The following is a 19,753-nucleotide window of genomic DNA, read 5'->3' as shown; positions in this document are numbered from 1 at the left end:
TCGAGATTATTTTCTCGGGTTCGAATCCCTGCTATGGCTATGTTGCTTTGTTTGCTGTCGGTAGCCACAGTATTGGGCCAAGATTTCCCAGAAACATCAAATAGGCTTGTCAATGATTATACAAACACATTGACCGCAAGTCAGAAGCAATTATTGGAGCAGAAGCTATTGGCATTTGAGGATTCCGCATCTACGCAGATTGCAGTGGTTATGATGAATTCTACCGGTGGCTATGATATTTCTGATTATGCGGTTCGTTTAGCGAAAAAATGGGGTATTGGGAATAAAAAGTATAATAACGGTATTCTGTTGTTGGTCGCTCTGGGAGATCGGGCGGTGACCATTCAAACAGGTTATGGTATAGAGGGCGCTGTCCCGGATGCCATTGCATATCGTATTATTGAAAATGATATCAAGCCGGCTTTTCGTCAGGGCAATTACTACAAAGGAGTGGACGATGCGACCAGTTCCTTAATTTCCTACACAAAGGGTGAGTACAAAGCTGATCCAAAACAACCGAAAGGAAAGGGATCAGGTTCGGTGATGTTTGTTGTTATTATTGTGATAGTCTTGGTTGTTCTTTTCTCCAATCGCGGTGGACGAGGTGGTGGCGGTGGTGGCCGTGTGATGAATGGACGCGGCGCTTCTGATATCTTTTGGTGGACATTGCTGAATGGTCTTGGCGGCGGTGGCGGCCGAGGTGGCGGCGGTGGCTTCGGCGGAGGCTCTGGTGGCGGATTTGGCGGTTTCGGTGGCGGTGATTTTGGTGGTGGCGGTGCTTCCGGACGTTGGTAACATCTTTGCTAAATAATGTTAAATAGGACGACAGTGAAACGGAAATGTTTTACATTTATGGGAAGTATATAATTATGAAAAAGGGAATATTAATGGGTTTAAGCTTTTTACCAGCCTTGTTAATGGCACAAGAAAGCTTCACGGTTACAGGAAAAGTAAACACGACGTCAGACAAAGCGAAAGTGTTTATGCAGTATGCTGCGAATGGCACTCGTCAGACTGATTCAGCAACGGTCGTAAAAGGCGAATTTAAGTTCAACGGACAGGTAGCTACACCAACAAAAGGTATGATGATCTATTCGCCGGAGGGCTTAACTTTTGCAGAACTTAGAAATAGTCAAAAGCAACCTGAGACAGCACAGTTATATCTTTCTAAAGGCGTTATCAAAGTCGATGCAACCAAAGGGTTTAAAAATGCAACGGTCTCAGGTACGGCGCTTAATGACGATCTGACGCAGTACAAGGCTTTTGTGAAACCGCATACAGATGCGTTCGAGGCATTGAACCAACAATATTATGCGGCTTCGGAGACGCAAAAACAGGACCCTAAATTCATCGAAGGCTTACAAAAACAAGCTGGTGAGATTTCCGAAAAAATGGAAAAAGCAGATGCTGAATTTATTAACAAAAACCCAAAAAGCTGGTATACGTTGGATTTGTTGTCTGAGAATGTCAGCGGTGAAAACGTCAATGAATATGTAGCTTCTTTTGAGAAAATGTCTCCTGAACTGAAAAATTCTGAAAAAGGGAAGGAATTGGCTGAGCGTATCCAGAAATTGAAAGCAATAGCTGTTGGTTCCGTAGCTCCTGACTTCACATTGCCAGACACAACAGGAAAGAATATTTCCTTATCTTCCTTAAGAGGAAAATATGTTTTGTTGGATTTTTGGGCAAGTTGGTGTGGTCCTTGTCGTCATGAGAACCCGAATGTCGTTGCGGCTTTCAATAAATTTAAAGATAAAGGATTTACCGTGTTTGGTGTTTCTTTAGACAATCCCGGTAAAAAAGATGCTTGGTTGAAAGCTATCCATGATGATAATTTACAACAATGGCCACACGTTTCAGACCTACAGGGCTGGAAGTCAGCTCCGGTAAAATTGTACGAAGTACGTGGTATTCCGCAAAACTTCCTCATTGATCCTTCTGGTAAAATTGTCGCATCAAATTTAAGAGGTGAGGCTTTGGAAGCGAAGTTAGCAGAATTGCTAAAGTAAACTGATATTTAGTTGCCATTGGGCATGAATAACCCCTAATTGTTATACTCATGTGAACTGAGTCTGCAATTAGGGGTTTCTTTTTATAGTCGTCCTCATCCAATCGCTTTTTTGGCGCCGCAACTAATTGACGACTCTAAAAGGCGAATAGCGTGACGACTGCAAAACATTGAATGAATTTGCTAACTTCGTCTGCTGCTATAGCAAATGATTGCGTGAAACCGCTATATCCTCGTAACAGCCGGATTAGGGGATGATGAATCCTAGGTATTTAAACATGGTGATCAGCGCTATTGGGGTTATAAAATTGTAAAGATGAAGAAAACAGTAATTTTGGGTATATTCTTGGGGACGGTGATTGCTTCCTGCGGTGGCGATCAAGATAAGGGAATTCCTGTTGTCAACCTAGAGGCGTTGCATGCCATACCTTTGGATCACCCGATTGATCAATTGGCTAAAGACACGACATTTATCGATGTTACGTTGCCGCCTAACGCCAGAATCGATCAGTTGTCACAACAGGAGCTGGGTCAACTAAAGGCTGCGGCATATCGTTTTTATCAGCATGTTACACTGGAAAATAATCAATACCGTGTTGATCTCAAAGATCCTAAAGTCCTACACCTATCGGAACAGGTTATTAAGGCGTATGAACAGGCGATCAGCAATACGAATCATTTTGCGGACTCGATGGCCAAAGCAGGCCAGGCCATTCAGCTGCCGCCGGTATCTGAAGAATACCGCAATAATTTGCTTAAATAACAATTGGCAGGATATGATGCTCATATGCCTTTATGGAATATGACCGTTCAGGTATCAGGCCTTACCAAAGAATTTGGACAAATCTAGCAACGCAAGGCATAAAAAAAGAGTATACATCACGATGTATACTCTTTTTTTATTGTTAGTCAAGAATAAACTAGATCATTTACAACGAAAGGATTTCAATGATACGAAGCAGATCTTCATTCATTTTTACGTTATGCTTGATGGCGCTCTTAAAAGGAGTGAATCTTACTTCACTGCAAATCAGTCCGGCCATTTCACCTCTGCGGCCTTGTAGTAAAGCCTCTACCGCCGCAATTCCAAGCCTGCTGGCCAGTACACGATCCATGCAAGTAGGGCTTCCGCCACGCTGAATATGTCCTAAAATAGATAATCTAACGTCGTAGTGCGGGAAATTTTCCTTGATTTTTTCCGATACCACCATCCCGCCTTCTTTGTCGCCTTCAGCGACAATAATAATGCGGGATGATTTATTTTTACGGCTTTTGTCAAGTCTTTTCATAATCGCATCATAGTCTACCTCGAACTCAGGAACCAGAACTGCTTCAGCACCGGTACTGATACCAGAACGGACGGCGATAAGACCAGAGTCGCGGCCCATCACTTCGATCACAAAAAGTCTATCGTGAGACTCGGCGGTGTCGCGAATTTTGTCTACGGCTTGGATAACTGTATTAATGGCTGTATCATAGCCAATAGTGAAGTCTGTGCCGGCCAAATCGTTATCGATTGTGCCCGGAAGACCGATGATAGGAAAATCGAATTCTTCGATAAATTTGGATGCGCCGGTAAATGTACCATCGCCACCGATAACAACCATGGCATCAATACCGTGGCTGCGTAAATTTTCATAAGCCTGCTTACGTCCTTCAATTGTTTTGAAAGCCTCGCTGCGGGCTGTTTTTAGGATAGTACCACCACGTTGTATGATATTGGCTACAGATTTAGCATCCATAGGGATAATCTCACCATTAACTAGACCATCATAACCTCTGCGTACCCCAAATACTTCAAGATTATTGTAGATCCCCGCTCTAACAACAGCGCGGATACCAGCATTCATTCCTGGAGCATCTCCTCCAGATGTCAAAACAGCAATTTTTTTAATGTTACTCATACGTACTCAAACTTAGCTATTTTTAAGCGTATATACAATTATATTTCCGTTATTAGAAGTCGCCAATATCGCTATTGAGAACAAGCAATCGCTTTTTTAACTGCAATTCATCTAAGTGTGAGCTAAAGATAATGCAAATTTAATAATCGCATGTTCTCTGCTGTTATTCTCTAAGCATACCTTCTGCTGTATACAGACTATTTTTTTGCCTTAAAGGCGTCAATTCCGCTCTGTAAAAACGCAGTGTACTCCGCAATATTATAGTTTGCACCAGTTTTTGGAACCAATACGGTGCCCGATGCATCGACGATAACATAGAGTGGTTGCGAATTGCTGTCGAAAGCTGAGGCTTGGAAATCACTGTTTTTATTCCCTATCGTTTTGATTTTTTTGCCACTGTATTTTGAAACGAATTGTTCGTTTGCAGGTAATTCTGTTTTATCATCGACAAACAATTCGGCCATTATAAATTCTTCCTTCAATAGCTTGGCAACGGCAGGATCAGTCCATACATTTGCTTCCATTTTTCGGCAATTGACACAATTCCATCCTGTAAAATCTATCAATACAGGTTTATTCTGTTCTTTTGAAGCCGCAAGCGCCTCATCATAATCATAATATGGATCAAATCCTTTTGGTGTACCGCGTTCGTGAAAAATCTCCGCATATTTTTTGACTTTACCATCACTGTGTGCGGGAGCGGCTGCTATTCCTGCCGACAGGTCAAAATCCTGTGTTGCCGAAGGTGGCAAGAAAGCTGAAATTGATTTTAGGGGAGCCCCCCATAGTCCCGGTACCATATAGATAACGAAGGAGAATACAATGATAGCGAGAATAGTTCTCGGTACGGAGAGGAATTTTAATTCGCTGTCATGTGAAAACTTAATCTTTCCAATAAGATATAAGCCCATCATACTAAAGATGGCAATCCATAGCGATAAGAAGACTTCCCGATCCAGCCAATTCCAATGGTAGGCCAAATCTACATTTGATAAGAATTTCAGTGCCAGTGCAAGCTCTAAGAAGCCGAGTACAACCTTCACCGAATTTAACCAGCCACCAGATTTTGGCAGGGATTTTAACATCGAAGGGAACGCCGCAAATAAGCCAAAAGGAATTGCAAGTGCTATAGAAAAGCCAAGCATACCGATTGCAGGACCTAGGCGTTCTCCTTTTGAGGCCGCTTCGACCAATAAGGTGCCAATAATGGGGCCAGTACAGGAGAAGGAGACCAGTGAAAGGCTGAATGCCATAAAGAAAAGCCCTACGAGACCGCCTTTGTCGGATTTGGCATCCATTTTATTGACAAAAGAACTCGGTAACGTGATTTCAAAAGCACCAAAAAAGGATGCGGCGAAAACAACTAATAAGAGGAAGAATAGGAAGTTAAATACCCCATTTGTGGATAAAGCATTCAATGCATCCGAACCAAAGGAAATGGTAATAATCATTCCTAAAGCGACATAGATCACAATAATAAAGAGACCGTAGAGGAGTGCCTTGCTGATACCGCTTGCGCGGCTTCCAGCCTGTTTTGTAAAATAACTTACGGTAAGTGGGAGCATTGGAAATATACATGGCATGAGTAGCGCTGCGAAGCCGCCAACTAATCCTGCGATAAAGATACTCCAAAGTGATTTTTTACTTGATTCTTGCCCGGAGGGAGCGTTTGCCTTAACAGGAGCTATTTTGCTGCTGTCCTGACTAACCATTGTGTCAGGTGAAGCTGTAAAATTTAGATCCTCAGGTACCGCTTCAACAGCGGTAGCTGTATCCGGTGATGATTCAAATTGAAGTCCTTCTGTACTTGTTAAACTATCTTGTGCGGAGGCAAAAGTTGCTGTCGTTAAAGAAAGACTGAAAAAAGCAATTAAAAATAGAATGAATGTGTTTTTTAACATGCGTATGAATTTCTGATGTTATGGTCAAAAATAAAAAAAGGCGATGAGAATCGCCTTATTAATTTATCCGTGTAGAATCATTTTTACTATTTGATTGTCACAGCAAAAGCATATTCGTCTGGAGGAAGACATTGTGATGCATCACATGCTTGCCATTCAACAGTGCCTTTAACGGTGGTAGTTCCTTTGTTTAAAGTTACTTTTTGTTGGAAAATTACCTCGTTTGTAAAATAACCAACATCCATCTTAAATACATCTTCGTGTTTTACCTTAGGTTTCGGCTCTGCAGTTTTACCTACCAATGTATAATCTGCCGCTTTAGCAAAGTTGAAAGAAGTTGGAATTGGGCCGCCATCTTTCACATTTTGTGAATAAATGTGCCATCCATTTTGGATTGTAGCTTTCACATATACTACAGCTTCTTTGTTATTTAACTTTTTGCTCGCCACAGTCCATTTTACAGGTTTGTGAATCTGAGCGAATGCTCCCGTAACTGCAAAAATTACCACAGTCATTAACAGTATTAACTTTTTCATCAGAATTTAATTTGTTCTTTCCTTTTTCACTACAATGATTGCAGTGTGTTCTTGTTCTTTGATGCTTCGGGTGAATAAAGGTTTAATCACGCTGTTGACAAATTTAGAACAAAGGTTTGACAATTCTAAAATGGGTTATCCTTTTTTTGTAAAGATTAAGTAATAAGATGTGTAATTTCTTTGATATCAAATTCGCGCAAGGTGTCTTCCAAAAGAACAAGTAGCTTCCCGTCATTAGACACCTGTTGGATAATACCGGTCTTCTTGGTGCCGTCGACTAGGAATGGTCTTTCTTCACCTCTCCAAAACAATAACGCGTTGTAGCGGTTTAACTGATATTGAGCGCCCTCCTTATACAGGTTCAGGTACTCCTGTTGGATCACTTGGAATAACTCCTGTGCCAGTTCCTTCATGTTGTAATCCTGTCGATCGGTCAGGCAGGCGAGCGAGGTTATTGTTGTTGCTGTGTCAAAATTAAGTTGATTAATATTTACACCAATGCCAATAATTGCGTGCTCTATTTTACTGCCTTTTAATTTATTTTCTATTAAAATGCCTGTTATTTTCTTTGAATTGACGTAAATATCATTGGGCCATTTCACGGCTACAGGCTGCTCGGTTTTGCTTTTCAGCCAATTGACGGTTGCAATGGCGATTGTGGCGGAAAGTGCAAATTGTTTCGCTATTGGCAGGAAATGAGGCTTTAAGAGGATAGATGTCGTTAGGTTTTTCCCTGGTTCACTGACCCAGGAGCTTCCGCGCTGCCCCTTGCCCTGAAATTGTTCTTCTGCTAAAATGGCAGTCCCCTCAGCTAGTGGCTTGAAATTTGACAATAATTCCCTGAGATAATCGTTTGTAGAGGCGACTTTGTCAAGATATATTGCATTTTGACCGATGATAAGTCCCGAAATATTGTTATTTTGCAAACTGAAAGTATTAAATAAATATTAAGTCAAAACTATCACATTTTTTAATGAGTAAAAATAAAAGTTCAGAATTGTCCCAACGTCTATCAGAAATTATCGTTTATGGTATGCAAGAAAAGAAAGCAAACGAGATCGTTCGCTTGGATTTAAGAGATCTTCACAGTTCTGTTTCCGATTATTTTGTGATTTGTCATGCCGACTCTAACATTCAGGTGAATGCGATAGCAAAGAGTGTCGAAGAAGAAGTCTATAAGGCATTTGGTCAAGAACCCCAATATAAAGAAGGACAATCCAATGGTGAATGGTTGATTTTGGATTTTGTGGATGTGGTTGTACATATCTTTAAGACCGAAAAAAGAGCGCATTATGGTATCGAGGATTTATGGGGAGATGCAGAAGTACAGCATTTCCAAAGCGCTTAATTGTTCTCAACGAAAAAATTTATAAAGAAAATATAATTACGATATAATGAAAAAAATCCCGAGTAGTAAGGTAAGCCCGAAACCGCCAAAATTCAATTTTGTGTGGCTTATGATTGCCATGTTTTTAGGTTTTTTTGCCTTACAGTACGTTTTTGGAGAAAGCCCAGCTAAGGAAGTTAGCTATAGTGATTTTGAGACACGTATGTTGAATACAGGCGCTGTAGAGCGTCTCGTCGCCTATAAAAAGAATGATCTTGTCGAAGTGGAGGTCTATCTAAAAAAGGGCTGGAAAGATAACCCAAGTTTTAAAGACGCTACAAAAGCTGCTGATCCGCTTCCAAGTCTATCAGGACAGGAAGACAAGGGGCCACAATATATTTTTAAGGATGCCTCTCCCGATGTTTTAGAAAAGAAATTAGCTGCATCGCAAGCGGAATTAACGCCAGGTACACCAAAGGTCCAGTTGACTTATGATGATCGTTCCAACCCTTGGGCAAGCTGGTTTATCACGTTTATGTTGCCGTTGTTGGTATTGGCTGCCATCTGGATCTTCTTGATGCGTCGTATGGGCGGTGGTGCTGGCGGCGGTGGCGGTGCGATCTTTAATATAGGTAAATCTAAGGCGACGTTGTTTGATAAAGAATCGCAGATCAATATCACATTTAATGATGTTGCTGGTCTTGAAGAAGCGAAACAAGAAGTTATGGAGATTGTGGATTTTTTAAAAAATCCACGTAAGTATACCAATCTAGGGGGTAAAATTCCGAAAGGCGCTTTGCTTGTAGGGCCTCCGGGAACGGGTAAGACTTTATTGGCTAAAGCTGTAGCCGGAGAGGCTCAAGTGCCATTTTTCTCATTATCCGGATCTGACTTTGTCGAAATGTTTGTGGGTGTAGGTGCATCGCGTGTTCGCGATTTGTTTAAGCAAGCGAAAGAGAAAGCGCCATGTATCATTTTTATCGATGAGATTGATGCTATAGGTCGTGCTCGTGGTAAAAACTCGATGATGGGCGGTAATGACGAGCGTGAAAATACATTGAACCAATTATTGGTGGAGATGGATGGTTTCGGTACGGATTCAGGCGTTATTATTTTAGCGGCTACTAACCGTATCGATGTACTGGATACAGCATTGTTGCGTCCCGGACGTTTTGACCGTCAAATTTCTATTGATAAACCGGATTTGATTGGCCGTGAGCAAATTTTCAAAGTGCATCTAAAGCCGTTGAAATTATCGGCTGAGGTCGATGCAAAAAAATTATCGGCGCAGACACCTGGTTTTGCGGGAGCTGAAATTGCCAACGTGTGTAACGAAGCAGCCCTTATTGCTGCCCGTAAAAATAAACCCGAGATTGATATGCAGGATTTTCAGGATGCCGTTGATCGTGTGATCGGTGGTCTTGAGAAGAAAAACAAAATCATCTCTCCGGAAGAGAAACGTATTGTTGCTTATCATGAGGCTGGACACGCTATTGCGGGCTGGTTTTTAGAGCACGCCGATCCTTTGGTGAAAGTGTCTATTGTGCCACGTGGTGTCGCTGCTTTGGGTTATGCACAGTACCTTCCCCGTGAGCAGTTCCTATATACGACAGAACAGCTTATAGACAGTTTATGTATGACTATGGGTGGTCGTGTCGCTGAAGATATTACTTTTGGAAGAATTTCAACAGGTGCTCAAAATGACTTAGAGCGTATCACGCAACTTTCTTATGCGATGATTGCAATTTACGGTATGAATGATAAAGTTGGCAATGTTTCCTTCCGAGATAGTTCTGAGGCATCTTTCCAAAAGCCGTATTCTGACAAAACGGCAGAGCTTATTGATGCAGAGGTACGTAACTTAATTAATGACGTCTATGCACGTACCAAACAGTTATTGCTGGATAAACGTGAGGGTTTGATTAAAATAGCAGAAAAGCTATTGGAAAAAGAGATTCTTTTTCAGTCGGACTTGGAAGAGATATTAGGTAAACGTCCATTTGAAACCAAGACTACTTACGAGGAGTTTGTGAATGGTGCTGATGGTGGTGGAGTTCCACAGACAGATTTACCGTTGGATGTTCATCCGGACGAAGCGCGATCTAACGAAGGGCAGAGTTCAGAAACACCCTCCAATAATTTGAATTAATTTGAATGCTGCAGCGCTAGATCACTCTAGCGCTGCATTTATATATATTTGCGCCATGAACGTGAAGAACGCAACAGCGAAAGAGATAATGTTAAAACGGGTACGTCAGGCATTACTACAGAAAAACGATAATCCACATCCCAATTTCAAAGAAACGCCGCTTTATAAAGAAGAGGATGAGTTGGTGGATATTGTTTTTGTTCGCGAATTGACTGCTGCGGGAGGCAAGTTTCTGTATTGTGATGGCGAGATCGGTCTGATTGAAAATCTGATTTTATTGACCGAGGAGAATAATATCAAAAATATATACGCTTGGGAACAAGGTGTTCAAAATTTACTCAGTCCATATGGTTTCCCTTTTTTAAAAACAGCGGAGGATTTTGAATCAGCAAATGCGAGCATTACTTCATGTGAAGCATTGGTTGCGCGTAATGGAAGTGTTATGGTGAGTAATGCAAATGCTTCAGGACGCAGGTTGAGTATATATCCTCCAATTCATATTGTTATTGCCAAAGCTTCACAATTGGTTTGGGATCTAAAGGATGCTTTAGCCTATATGCAGAAGCGTTACGGTCAGGAAATCCCGACAATGATTTCGACAATTACCGGCCCCTCCAGGACGGCTGATATCGAGAAAAGATTGGTTTTGGGTGCACATGGACCAAAAGAACTTTACGTTTTACTTTTAGAGGATCGATTCTAGGAATTACTATGCTATTATATTATCTAACAGAAATGCCTGTTGCGAGTATTATTTTCTTTTTTACGCTCGCTACCAGTATCTATACGTTTTCACATGAACAACTTTACGGTAAAATGATGTTGCATCCGTATAGTATCGCACGTAATCGAAAATGGTATACCATCCTTACCAGTGGCTTTGTGCATAAAGATTGGGGGCATCTGCTGTTTAATATGCTTACCTTCTATTATTTTGCATTTGGTTTGGAGCGCATACTTGCAGAAGCAAGTCCATACGGTCATATTTTATTTGCCGTAATCTATATCGGTAGTTTAATCTTGAGCGATATTCCAACAATCATCCAGCAAAAAAATAACCCCGGTTACTATAGTTTAGGCGCCTCAGGTGCGATTTGTGCGGTTCTGTTTAGCTACATTCTTTTCGATCCGAAAATTACCATTGGTGTGATGATGATTATACCGATGCCGGCTTATCTGTTTGCATTTTTGTTTTTAGGTTACTGTGTGTGGGCGTCAAAAAAAGCGCAAGATGGTATAAATCACGATGCTCATTTCTTTGGCGCATTGTCGGGTCTGATCTTGACGATTATCTGTTTCCCTTGGGTTATTAAGCATTGTTTGGCTCAGTTTTAAAATTTTCCACCCCAGGTTTCCCGATCTAAATTTCTATACTGGATCGCTTCGGCGAGATGATGATTTTCGATCATTTTACTTTGCTCCATATCAGCGATTGTTCGAGCAACTTTGAGTATTCTATCGTATGCTCTTGCAGATAGGCTCAGATGTTCAATAGCCGTTTTGAGTAACTTTCTTCCGGGCTCATCAATCTGACATATTTCTCGGGTCAATTGTGTACTCATCTGGGCATTACAATGGATGTCTGGAAAAGAATCGAACCGTTCTTTCTGAATTTCTCGGGTTTGAATGACTCGAGTTCGCACAGTACGGCTGTCTTCGGCTATACGTGTCGTACTCAGTTGGTCAAATAGTACAGGCGTCACCTCAATATGCAGATCGATACGGTCTAAAAGAGGTCCCGATATTTTACTTAAATAACGTTGTACAGTATTGCTGCCGCATATGCATTCTTTTTCGGGGTGATTGAAATAGCCACAGGGACAGGGGTTCATGGCGGCAACGAGCATGAAACTCGCCGGATAATCCACCGTGAGTTTTGCCCTTGATATGGTAATCTGCCGTGATTCAAGAGGCTGCCGCATGACCTCGAGTACACTCCGTTTGAATTCTGGTAATTCATCAAGAAACAGCACGCCATGATGCGCTAGTGAAATCTCACCTGGGAGCGGATTAGAGCCTCCACCTACCATGGCTACATCGGATATGGTATGATGCGGAGAACGAAACGGCCGTGCCGTCAAGAGAGACTCTTTGGTTTTCAGGTTTCCAGATACAGAGTGTATTTTGGTGGTTTCTAAAGATTCAGTCATATTGAGGGGCGGGAGGATCGTCGGTAGCCTTTTTGCCAACATGGTCTTACCCGCGCCGGGAGGACCTATTAAAATGAGGTTGTGACCACCCGCAGCTGCAATTTCCAGGGCCCTTTTGATATTCTCCTGTCCTTGGACATCCGAGAAATCGACGTCGTAATTATTCGTGCCGGTATGAAAGCACGTTTGAATATCAACTTGCGTTGGTTCAATTTTTATCTTATGATTTAGGAAATCAACAACTTGGCGGAGGTTTTCTACTCCGATCACATCGACACCTCCGACGATAGCGGCCTCCTTTGCATTCTCTTGGGGTAGAATAAGTCCTTTAAAGCCATCTTTTAGGGCTTGTAAAGTGATGGGTAAAATGCCACGGATGGGCTTAATGCTTCCGTCTAAGGATAGTTCTCCTAGAATAAGATAATCTGCCAGAAGCTCATTTGTCATTTGTCCAGAGGATGCCAATATGCCGATCGCGATTGATAAGTCATAACTGGACCCTTCCTTACGCATGTCTGCGGGTGCCAAGTTGACAACAATCTTTTGGCGTGGCATGTGAAGTTGACAGGAAGTAATGGCACTTTCGACACGTCTTAAGCTCTCTTTAACGGCATTGTCAGGCAAGCCTACAATATAATAATGCAAGCCTGTAGATACGATTACCTCAACGGTAATTGTGCAGGCATTGATACCATAGACGGCACTGCAATAGGTTTTATTTAGCATAATTTTTATAATGGGTTGATTTAAAGATACTAAAAAACTGAACGGGTTAATAATTGTTTGGTGAATTATTGAAAGTCAATCGAATTTTATCAAAAAATGATTATATTGGAAAGTATAGTTTCTCGTAAATAATGGATTAAATGCCGCGTTTGGCAAACGATTTGCTTTGTGAATTGTATTATTAACGAGGACTAGTTTCATCGTAATAGAATTAGAAATTAAAACGAAAAAGAAATGAATGACACAAGTAAAGTAGCTTTGGCGTTGTTAGCGGGTCTTGCTGCAGGTGCAGCTTTGGGAGTTTTATTTGCTCCGGACAAGGGGTCGGATACGAGAGATAAAATTAATGATTCATTAAGCGATTTGAGTGATGCTATTCGTGAAAGAGCGGAAGAACAGTTCGATCAACTGAATGATTTTAAAGAGAAGATTGTTTCTACATTGAAAGGGAAATTAAATCAGAGCGAAGAAGTGCTAGATGATGATATCATCGAACATGCATAATCCGCAGATTATTCATTGGAATAATTGGTGTAGAATACATATTATCAGGCTATTTCTAGGGATAGCTGTCTGACGAACTATTTACTCCTTATGCGTAGAGAGTGGATTTGTGTTGGCATCATCGGATGCTGCGTTTTCGTTTTTTAAGCTAGAAGTTGAAATAGCCTGAATAAATTTTAGATGCATGGAAGAAGAAAAATTTTCACTTAGCGGTACGTTTCAAAAAACCAAAGAGTATGTTGACTCTCAGTTTAAGCTTGTCAAATTAAAGACAATCGAACGGTCGTCCAGATTGATCGCCAGCCTTGTTGTTGATGCGACAAAGTTAATTTTCACGTTGTTCGTTCTGTTTTTTTTGTGCTTGGCACTGGGTTTTTGGCTCGGGGAGCTATTGGGGAGCTATTCACTGGGCTTTTTGGCTACAGCAGGGATCTTTTTAGTGATTATCATCTTAATACGGGTTTTTGAGCCTATGCTGGAATCCAAATTTATGGATCTTTCAATCCGCCGTTTTTTAGCGAAGTGGAACGACGAGATTGAGGAAGAAGAGGAAGAACTGCACATGGAAAAACTTGATAGAGAAAGGGCTACAAATGAACAATAAACAGACTAAAATACGTAATCTGCAGGAACTTAAAGCTGAGATTTCCCGTTTAAAGACACTAAAAAACGAACAAGAATCTTATCTTAAGGCTCAATTTACCTTGCTCAACAATAAAATAGAGGCTCCGATTCGTTTTTTCAATACCTTAAAAGATAATATACCGGGGGTAAATATCGTTCAGCAGTTGTTTGCGAAAAGCAGCAATCCAGATTCCGATTGGTTAACAAAGACCTTACGTATCGGCGTGCCCTTTGTTATGAATAGGTTGTTCCTAAAAAATACGGGCGTTTTAAAGAAAGCGCTGATGTTGCTGTTATCAGAGCGTGCTGTCGGCCAGATCAATCAAGATAAAATCACCGGTCTCATCGGTAAATTAACGAGCTTTATTCGTCCCAAGAAAAAGAAGAAAAATAAAGCTGCGCAAGCTGAAAATGCAGTGATCAAGGATGAGGTTAACGAGTACGGAATTCCTTCCTATAGCGAGACTTACTAATGCAATCGTGTTGGATTTATTCGGAAGCGTTTGCTTCTTTCTTTAAAAAATCCGCATAAGCTAGTTGAATGCCTTCCCGGAGGTTAACTCGATGTTTCCAGCCCAGCGCATGTAGTTTTGAGACATCCATGAGTTTTCGCGGTGTTCCGTCAGGTTTGGAACTGTCGAAGGAAATAGTTCCCTGGTAACCAATGACGTCTTTAATCAATTCGGCAAGTTCCTTAATGCTTAAATCTTCGCCAATGCCAATGTTGACAAATTGTTTCTCGTCATAATTATTCATTAAGAAAACGCAGGCATCTGCCAGGTCATCGGAAAAAAGAAATTCCCGTAAGGGGGTCCCTGTTCCCCAGATCATAACTTCAGGGAGCTGATTGATTTTAGCTTCATGAAATCTTCTGATCAAGGCCGGTAAGACATGTGAATTTTGCGGATGGTAGTTGTCGTTAATTCCGTAAAGATTTGTTGGCATAACGGAGATATAATTGCATCCATACTGATCCCTGAAAGCTTCCGCCATTTTTATTCCCGCGATTTTAGCAATTGCGTAAGGCTCATTTGTAGGCTCCAGAGTACCCGTGAGTAGCATGTCTTCATTCAAAGGCTGCGGAGCCATTTTTGGATAGATACAGCTTGAGCCTAAGAACATTAATTTTTTAACCTTATTATCGTAGGAAGATTTGATGACGTTATTCTGTATAGCCATATTCTCGTAGATAAAATCAGCGCGATAGGTGTTGTTCGCCATGATCCCGCCAACTTTGGCTGCGGCTAAGAAAACATAGTCCGGTTTTTCCTGATCGAAAAAATCAGCCACTGCTTGCTGATTGCGCAGATCTAATTCGGAAGATGTGCGTGTGACAATGTTGTTGTACCCAAGCTCCGATAATTTGCGATGAATTGCCGATCCGACCATTCCACGATGGCCTGCTATATAAATTTTAGCGTCTTTCTCCACGATAAGTTATTGATTCCTGCAAACTTAGATAAATTGCTTTTTATATGCAATATAATTCGCCCGTGTGGATGCAATTTATGCATTCCTGTGTCTGCTACAGGACTTCAGATTGTTCTGTAATTACCGGTATTCGTGCTGTCTCTCAGATTTATTTTTTTTAGCGGGAATATAAGGTTATTTTTGCGGGATATTTATTAAAAAATGGGAAAGGACAAACTACGTAAATTTGCTGAAGTTGCTACTTTTGAAAATGTAATCCAACTCGACGCAGGCAAAGAATATAAAGGAAAATGGGCTGAGAAGCAATTTGGTAACAATAATCCAGTTGTTTTGGAGCTTGCTTGTGGTAAAGGTGAGTATACTGTTAATCTAGCGAGATTGTTTCCGGAGAAAAATTTCATCGGTATCGATTTTAAAGGTAATCGTATTTGGCGAGGAGCCAAAACAGCTTTGGAGGATGGAATTCGGAATGTTGCTTTTCTTCGGATACAAATTGAGACTATCCTTGAACATTTTGCTGAAAATGAAATTGATGAGATCTGGATTACCTTTCCGGATCCGCAACCGCAAGATAGCCGAGAAAAGAAACGATTGACCGGGCCAAAGTTTTTGGATCGTTATAAAATCATTATGAAGCCTGAAGGGATGATGAATTTGAAAACAGACAATGACGGTTTTTATGCTTACACACTAGAGCAGATCGATTTACAGGGTTTGAAAAAATATAAGGAAACGACAGATCTTTACCATTCAGACTTGGTTGATAACGTTTTATCCATTAAAACATACTACGAACGGAAGTATTTGGCGCATGACAAGAACATTAACTATGTGAAGTGGAATTTCGAGAAGGCTTAAGCCTTAACGCTTCTATTGTAATAAAGAGCCCAACGAAAGTTTGGGCTCTTTTTGTTTTCTTCAGGATCAATTGAGTGTTGTTTTTTATACTAATATTGGTTTTTAAATAATTTCGATTTATTTCGTTTTTTAAATATTATTAATTATTTTCGATTTGTAAATATAAAATAACCAAAGAAAGATCGCTTAAAAGCGTGCCTAATGCATGATAATCCCTTCAGGGTGAACTTCAAAGCATTTTATTAAAACGGTAATAGTATGATAAAAGGAAATACTATTCGAAACAATTGTTAACAAAAAGAAAACATTAAGTTAAAACAAACTTTTTGTTAAGAATATATTTTTGTGCCAAATTGAAAATTAACAATTTACACCAATAACTATGTTTAGTATTAACCCTATCCAAATTAATCTAAGGCACTCCTCCTCGAAAGTGCTATTTGTGGCATTAGCAATTGCCTGTAATATGGATTTTACAGCAATGGCGGCTCCACTAGGATCTGATCAAGCTGTGCATGCAGTTAAGCAGACCAAGATTAGAGTAAAAGGGCAAGTTGTCGATAATCAGACGAAAGAACCTTTGGCATCCGTATCAATCCTTGCAGCGGGTGTAGTTAAAGGAGCGACGGACAGAAATGGTAATTTCGATATTGAAGTAGAATCAGGGACAGCAATCCGTTTTCAGCTAATCGGTTACGAAGCTGAAACGCAAACTTTTTCGTCAGCCCAATTGAATGCTAAAATTTTTTTAAGTGCGAGATCGGAGGCGCTCAATGAAGTCGTTGTGACAGCACTAGGCATACAGCGAGAAGAGAAGGCATTAGGCTATTCCATAAGCACGGTCAAAGGCGAGGAATTGACGAATGCAATTTCAAACAATTGGACGGATGCTCTAACAGGAAAAGTCGCTGGTTTGAATTTGGTAAAGTCGGGTGCGGGGCCATTGGGATCCAATCAGATTATTTTAAGAGGGGAAACATCTTTTACGGGCGATAATTCCGCATTGATTGTTGTGGATGGTGTTGTTATGGGAGGAGGGACGCGGATGACCGGTAATGGTAGTTCCAATTATTTGGATAGTGATTCTCCTGTAGATTTTGGAACATCATTGGCGGATATTAATCCGGATGATATCGAGTCCGTTTCAGTATTGAAAGGACCAGGCGCTTCAGCGCTCTATGGTTCCCGTGGCGCACATGGCGCTGTGATTATTACCACAAAAAAGGGAAAAGGGGCTAAAAATAAAATTGGTGTATCCGTTAATTCGAATACGGCAATTGGGACAATTAACAGATGGCCCGATTATCAATACGAATATGGTCAAGGTGCGATTGATCAGGATCTTTATTATTCCTACGGACAGTCAGAGGATGGTGCAAGTACTTTAAGTACGTCTTCTGCTTGGGGACCCAAATTTGATGGACAGTATTATTACCAGTACGATCCTAATTTCTATCGTTTGACACCTCCAGAGCGGACATTATGGAGACCCTATGAAAATAACCGAAAGGATCTTTTCCAAACGGAGCTCACGTCTACTAATTCGATCAGTATTTCTGGTGCTACTGAAAAGACCAGTTCACGGTTTTCATATACCAACGTAACGAACAAATGGATTATTCCCAACATGGGTTATAATCGGAATACCATCGCTATGCAGTTCAATAACAAGGTGACGGATAAACTGAGCCTCTCAACAAAAATTAATTTTAATAATAGAGGATCAGACAATTTACCAAATAGCGGTTATAACAATCAAAGTTACATGTACTTTGTACGGGGCATTGTGCCGAATGTGAATGCAGCTTGGCTAGAGCAGAATTGGATTCCAGGAAAGGAAGGAATTGAACAGATGACTCCGTTTTCAAACCTGTTGGATAATCCAAGAACCATATCTTATGATATGATCAATGCGCAGGATAAAAACAATATTATTGGAAATTTACAGGCCGATTATAAATTCAATAAGGAGTTGAATTTGATGGTGCGGACAGGAATCGATTGGAGCTATGATAAACGCAAACAATCCAGGCCATTTGATACCTATAAATATGCTTATGGCTATTACCGGGAGCAGTCCATCAATAACCAGGAAATTACTTCCGACTTTTTATTGCAATATAACAATCAACGGAACAATCTTCACAAATTTGGCGCATCGGTTGGAGGTTCATTGATGCACAATAAGTATATTAAAGATGATGCTTACGCTAATAGTCTTATTTATCCAAACCAATATAATTTTGCCAATGCGAGGGAAAAAATCGTTTATTTACCTTACCGCGAGGAATATGCAGCCAATAGCTTATATGCCTTACTAAATTATAGTTATAAGGATATGATTTTTGTCGATGCAACGAATCGTATCGACTGGGCGAGTACATTAGCATCTCCGAAACGGAATGAAGTTAAACCATTTATATACCCTTCGCTTAATACAAGTTTTGTTATTTCCCAATTGCTAAACCTGCCAAAAGCGATAAATTTTTGGAAAGTCAGAGCATCGATTGCTCAAGTCGGAGGTGGAGGAAAACGGGCTTATCTAAACTCTTATGGTTACCGTAGTGTTGAAGGGACCACTGGAGGGCTTACAAATCCAACCACCGTTCCAGATGAAAATCTGACGTTCGAAAGTACGCGTTCTTATGAAGTAGGAACAGATTTTAGAATGTTCAGAGATCGACTTAGATTAGATCTTACTCTGTATTCAAACTCGACATTTGATCAGATTATTGAGTCTCCGCTGGATCCTTCAAGCGGTTTCAGAAATCAGATTACGAATGCTGGCGAGGTACGGAATAGGGGGATAGAGATTGCGCTTTCTGGCGATATTATCAAGAAGAAAGATGGCTTAAATTGGAATATGTATGGAAATTTTACGAGCTATGATTCGAAAGTTATTTCCATACCTGCAGATCTGCAAGGAGAATTAGTGCTATCCACGTTGTTTGGAAGTAGAGGAACAATTGTGGCCATACCTGGTAAACGATTTGGTGATATCTATGGACTCGGATATGAGCGAAATCAGGATGGTCAAATTATTTATGAAAATGGACTTCCTGTATTGTCCCAACAGAACATGTATATCGGTAATCCAAATGCAACGACCAAATTTGGTTGGGGGAATGAATTTAAATACAAAGGATTTAGATTTAATTTCTTATTTGATGGTCAATTCGGCGGAGTGGGATATTCGTTGACGCATGCCGTATTGATGGAAGAGGGAAAATTAAAAAAGACAATTCCGGGACGATATAATGGTATTATCGGCGATGGTGTTGTGAAGAATAGTGATGGAAGCTACAGCAAGAATACAGTTGTTGCGTCTGCTGGAGATTATTATGCTAAACATTTTAACCGGGATAATATAGAATCAAATACGTTTTCCACGGACTTTATAAAGCTTCGTGAGGTCAGATTTGACTATACATTACCTAAGTCTTTTGTTGAACGCTTGAAAATTGAGCGCGCATCAATTGGCGTGTACGGAAGAGATCTGTTTGTCATGACCAAATGGCCTTCATTTGACCCAGAGTTTGGATCGCTAAATTCAAGCGGTATTGAGAAGGGCGCAGAGATTGCCCAGTTCCCTTCAACCCGCACAATGGGTGTCAATTTATCATTCTCATTTTAAA

Annotated in this window: 18 protein-coding genes; 12 read left to right on the top strand and 6 right to left on the bottom strand. The window is 40.7% G+C overall.

Annotated features, from left to right (window positions below; all coding sequences use genetic code 11):
- The first annotated feature begins 33 nt into the window (after nucleotides 1–33).
- The 3 genes from BGP15_RS08350 (at nucleotide 34) to BGP15_RS08340 (ending at nucleotide 2,771) form a co-directional block, all read left to right on the top strand.
- A complete protein-coding gene (locus BGP15_RS08350; RefSeq protein WP_286769247.1) occupies nucleotides 34–795 on the top strand; it encodes a TPM domain-containing protein in 762 nt (253 codons plus the stop codon).
- A gap of 74 nt (nucleotides 796–869) precedes the next feature.
- Nucleotides 870–2,009, top strand: coding sequence for a TlpA disulfide reductase family protein (locus BGP15_RS08345; protein ID WP_286769213.1), 1,140 nt, complete (start codon nucleotides 870–872; stop codon nucleotides 2,007–2,009).
- Nucleotides 2,010–2,324: 315 nt separating this feature from the next.
- Nucleotides 2,325–2,771, top strand: a complete 447-nt coding sequence (locus tag BGP15_RS08340) for a hypothetical protein (RefSeq protein ID WP_070561451.1) — start codon at nucleotides 2,325–2,327, stop codon at nucleotides 2,769–2,771.
- 166 nt (nucleotides 2,772–2,937) lie between these two features.
- Here BGP15_RS08340 and pfkA read toward each other — a convergent pair whose 3' ends face one another.
- The 4 genes from pfkA to BGP15_RS08320 form a co-directional block, all read right to left on the bottom strand.
- Nucleotides 2,938–3,912 (bottom strand): 6-phosphofructokinase, encoded by a 975-nt coding sequence (gene pfkA / locus BGP15_RS08335; protein WP_286769212.1) that lies wholly within the window; start codon nucleotides 3,910–3,912, stop codon nucleotides 2,938–2,940.
- Between the two features lie 197 nt (nucleotides 3,913–4,109).
- Nucleotides 4,110–5,813, bottom strand: coding sequence for a protein-disulfide reductase DsbD family protein (locus BGP15_RS08330; RefSeq protein WP_286769211.1), 1,704 nt, complete (start codon nucleotides 5,811–5,813; stop codon nucleotides 4,110–4,112).
- A gap of 86 nt (nucleotides 5,814–5,899) precedes the next feature.
- The gene (locus tag BGP15_RS08325) at nucleotides 5,900–6,349 is read right to left on the bottom strand and encodes a protein-disulfide reductase DsbD domain-containing protein (RefSeq protein ID WP_286769210.1); all 450 of its coding nucleotides are present in this window, start codon (nucleotides 6,347–6,349) and stop codon (nucleotides 5,900–5,902) included.
- 155 nt (nucleotides 6,350–6,504) lie between these two features.
- Nucleotides 6,505–7,275 carry a biotin--[acetyl-CoA-carboxylase] ligase gene (locus tag BGP15_RS08320; protein ID WP_286769209.1) on the bottom strand — a complete coding sequence of 257 codons (771 nt, stop codon included), beginning with the start codon at nucleotides 7,273–7,275 and terminating at the stop codon, nucleotides 6,505–6,507.
- A gap of 47 nt (nucleotides 7,276–7,322) precedes the next feature.
- On the opposite strand from BGP15_RS08320, the gene rsfS reads away from it, so the two are divergent.
- Genes rsfS through BGP15_RS08300 form a run of 4 tightly spaced genes read left to right on the top strand, consistent with a single transcriptional unit; the run spans nucleotide 7,323 to nucleotide 11,160 of the window.
- Nucleotides 7,323–7,697 carry a ribosome silencing factor gene (rsfS, locus tag BGP15_RS08315; protein WP_046673130.1) on the top strand — a complete coding sequence of 125 codons (375 nt, stop codon included), beginning with the start codon at nucleotides 7,323–7,325 and terminating at the stop codon, nucleotides 7,695–7,697.
- A gap of 46 nt (nucleotides 7,698–7,743) precedes the next feature.
- Nucleotides 7,744–9,825, top strand: a complete 2,082-nt coding sequence (ftsH, locus tag BGP15_RS08310) for an ATP-dependent zinc metalloprotease FtsH (RefSeq protein WP_112375078.1) — start codon at nucleotides 7,744–7,746, stop codon at nucleotides 9,823–9,825.
- Nucleotides 9,826–9,880: 55 nt separating this feature from the next.
- On the top strand, nucleotides 9,881–10,528 hold the full coding sequence (locus BGP15_RS08305) for a LutC/YkgG family protein (RefSeq protein WP_070561445.1): 648 nt from the start codon (nucleotides 9,881–9,883) through the stop codon (nucleotides 10,526–10,528).
- A gap of 8 nt (nucleotides 10,529–10,536) precedes the next feature.
- Complete coding sequence (locus tag BGP15_RS08300) at nucleotides 10,537–11,160, top strand: rhomboid family intramembrane serine protease (protein WP_286769208.1); 624 nt, start codon at nucleotides 10,537–10,539, stop codon at nucleotides 11,158–11,160.
- On the opposite strand, the gene BGP15_RS08295 is transcribed toward BGP15_RS08300, so the two are convergent.
- Entirely contained in the window at nucleotides 11,157–12,701 is a 1,545-nt protein-coding gene (locus tag BGP15_RS08295; RefSeq protein ID WP_286752795.1) for a YifB family Mg chelatase-like AAA ATPase, read from the bottom strand. The genes BGP15_RS08300 and BGP15_RS08295 overlap by 4 nt on opposite strands.
- Before the next feature lie 234 nt (nucleotides 12,702–12,935).
- On the opposite strand from BGP15_RS08295, the gene BGP15_RS08290 reads away from it, so the two are divergent.
- The 3 genes from BGP15_RS08290 to BGP15_RS08280 all read left to right on the top strand — a co-directional run bounded on the left by BGP15_RS08290 (nucleotide 12,936) and on the right by BGP15_RS08280 (nucleotide 14,302).
- Nucleotides 12,936–13,205 (top strand): YtxH domain-containing protein, encoded by a 270-nt coding sequence (locus BGP15_RS08290; protein ID WP_046673135.1) that lies wholly within the window; start codon nucleotides 12,936–12,938, stop codon nucleotides 13,203–13,205.
- A 184-nt stretch (nucleotides 13,206–13,389) separates the two neighbouring features.
- A complete protein-coding gene (locus tag BGP15_RS08285; protein WP_286769207.1) occupies nucleotides 13,390–13,809 on the top strand; it encodes a phage holin family protein in 420 nt (139 codons plus the stop codon).
- Nucleotides 13,799–14,302, top strand: coding sequence for a hypothetical protein (locus tag BGP15_RS08280; protein ID WP_286769206.1), 504 nt, complete (start codon nucleotides 13,799–13,801; stop codon nucleotides 14,300–14,302). Before BGP15_RS08285 ends, BGP15_RS08280 begins: the two co-directional genes overlap by 11 nt.
- Nucleotides 14,303–14,318: 16 nt before the next feature.
- On the opposite strand, the gene fcl is transcribed toward BGP15_RS08280, so the two are convergent.
- Nucleotides 14,319–15,260, bottom strand: coding sequence for a GDP-L-fucose synthase (gene fcl, locus BGP15_RS08275; protein WP_286752792.1), 942 nt, complete (start codon nucleotides 15,258–15,260; stop codon nucleotides 14,319–14,321).
- 201 nt (nucleotides 15,261–15,461) lie between these two features.
- Between fcl and trmB the strand changes: the two genes are divergently transcribed.
- On the top strand, nucleotides 15,462–16,118 hold the full coding sequence (gene trmB, locus BGP15_RS08270) for a tRNA (guanosine(46)-N7)-methyltransferase TrmB (protein ID WP_286769205.1): 657 nt from the start codon (nucleotides 15,462–15,464) through the stop codon (nucleotides 16,116–16,118).
- A 382-nt stretch (nucleotides 16,119–16,500) separates the two neighbouring features.
- Nucleotides 16,501–19,752, top strand: coding sequence for a SusC/RagA family TonB-linked outer membrane protein (locus BGP15_RS08265; RefSeq protein ID WP_286769204.1), 3,252 nt, complete (start codon nucleotides 16,501–16,503; stop codon nucleotides 19,750–19,752).
- Nucleotide 19,753: the final 1 nt, after the last annotated feature.

The organism is Sphingobacterium sp. 40-24, from assembly GCF_001899705.1.
Taxonomy (GTDB): domain Bacteria; phylum Bacteroidota; class Bacteroidia; order Sphingobacteriales; family Sphingobacteriaceae; genus Sphingobacterium; species Sphingobacterium multivorum.
The sequence above is the reverse complement of the archived record's forward strand: the minus strand, read 5'-3'. Positions and strand labels throughout refer to the sequence as shown.

Bases quoted from the DNA above. Each gene is read 5' to 3' on its own strand.
- pfkA (WP_286769212.1), bottom strand. From the start codon at position 3,912: ATGAGTAACATTAAAAAAATTGCTGTTTTGACATCTGGAGGAGATGCT.
- BGP15_RS08300 (WP_286769208.1), top strand. From the start codon at position 10,537: ATGCTATTATATTATCTAACAGAAATGCCTGTTGCGAGTATTATTTTC.
- BGP15_RS08280 (WP_286769206.1), top strand. From the start codon at position 13,799: ATGAACAATAAACAGACTAAAATACGTAATCTGCAGGAACTTAAAGCT.
- BGP15_RS08345 (WP_286769213.1), top strand. From the start codon at position 870: ATGAAAAAGGGAATATTAATGGGTTTAAGCTTTTTACCAGCCTTGTTA.
- BGP15_RS08325 (WP_286769210.1), bottom strand. From the start codon at position 6,349: ATGAAAAAGTTAATACTGTTAATGACTGTGGTAATTTTTGCAGTTACG.
- BGP15_RS08290 (WP_046673135.1), top strand. From the start codon at position 12,936: ATGAATGACACAAGTAAAGTAGCTTTGGCGTTGTTAGCGGGTCTTGCT.
- BGP15_RS08295 (WP_286752795.1), bottom strand. From the start codon at position 12,701: ATGCTAAATAAAACCTATTGCAGTGCCGTCTATGGTATCAATGCCTGC.
- BGP15_RS08305 (WP_070561445.1), top strand. From the start codon at position 9,881: ATGAACGTGAAGAACGCAACAGCGAAAGAGATAATGTTAAAACGGGTA.
- BGP15_RS08265 (WP_286769204.1), top strand. From the start codon at position 16,501: ATGTTTAGTATTAACCCTATCCAAATTAATCTAAGGCACTCCTCCTCG.
- rsfS (WP_046673130.1), top strand. From the start codon at position 7,323: ATGAGTAAAAATAAAAGTTCAGAATTGTCCCAACGTCTATCAGAAATT.
- BGP15_RS08340 (WP_070561451.1), top strand. From the start codon at position 2,325: ATGAAGAAAACAGTAATTTTGGGTATATTCTTGGGGACGGTGATTGCT.
- BGP15_RS08350 (WP_286769247.1), top strand. From the start codon at position 34: ATGGCTATGTTGCTTTGTTTGCTGTCGGTAGCCACAGTATTGGGCCAA.
- ftsH (WP_112375078.1), top strand. From the start codon at position 7,744: ATGAAAAAAATCCCGAGTAGTAAGGTAAGCCCGAAACCGCCAAAATTC.
- trmB (WP_286769205.1), top strand. From the start codon at position 15,462: ATGGGAAAGGACAAACTACGTAAATTTGCTGAAGTTGCTACTTTTGAA.
- BGP15_RS08285 (WP_286769207.1), top strand. From the start codon at position 13,390: ATGGAAGAAGAAAAATTTTCACTTAGCGGTACGTTTCAAAAAACCAAA.
- BGP15_RS08330 (WP_286769211.1), bottom strand. From the start codon at position 5,813: ATGTTAAAAAACACATTCATTCTATTTTTAATTGCTTTTTTCAGTCTT.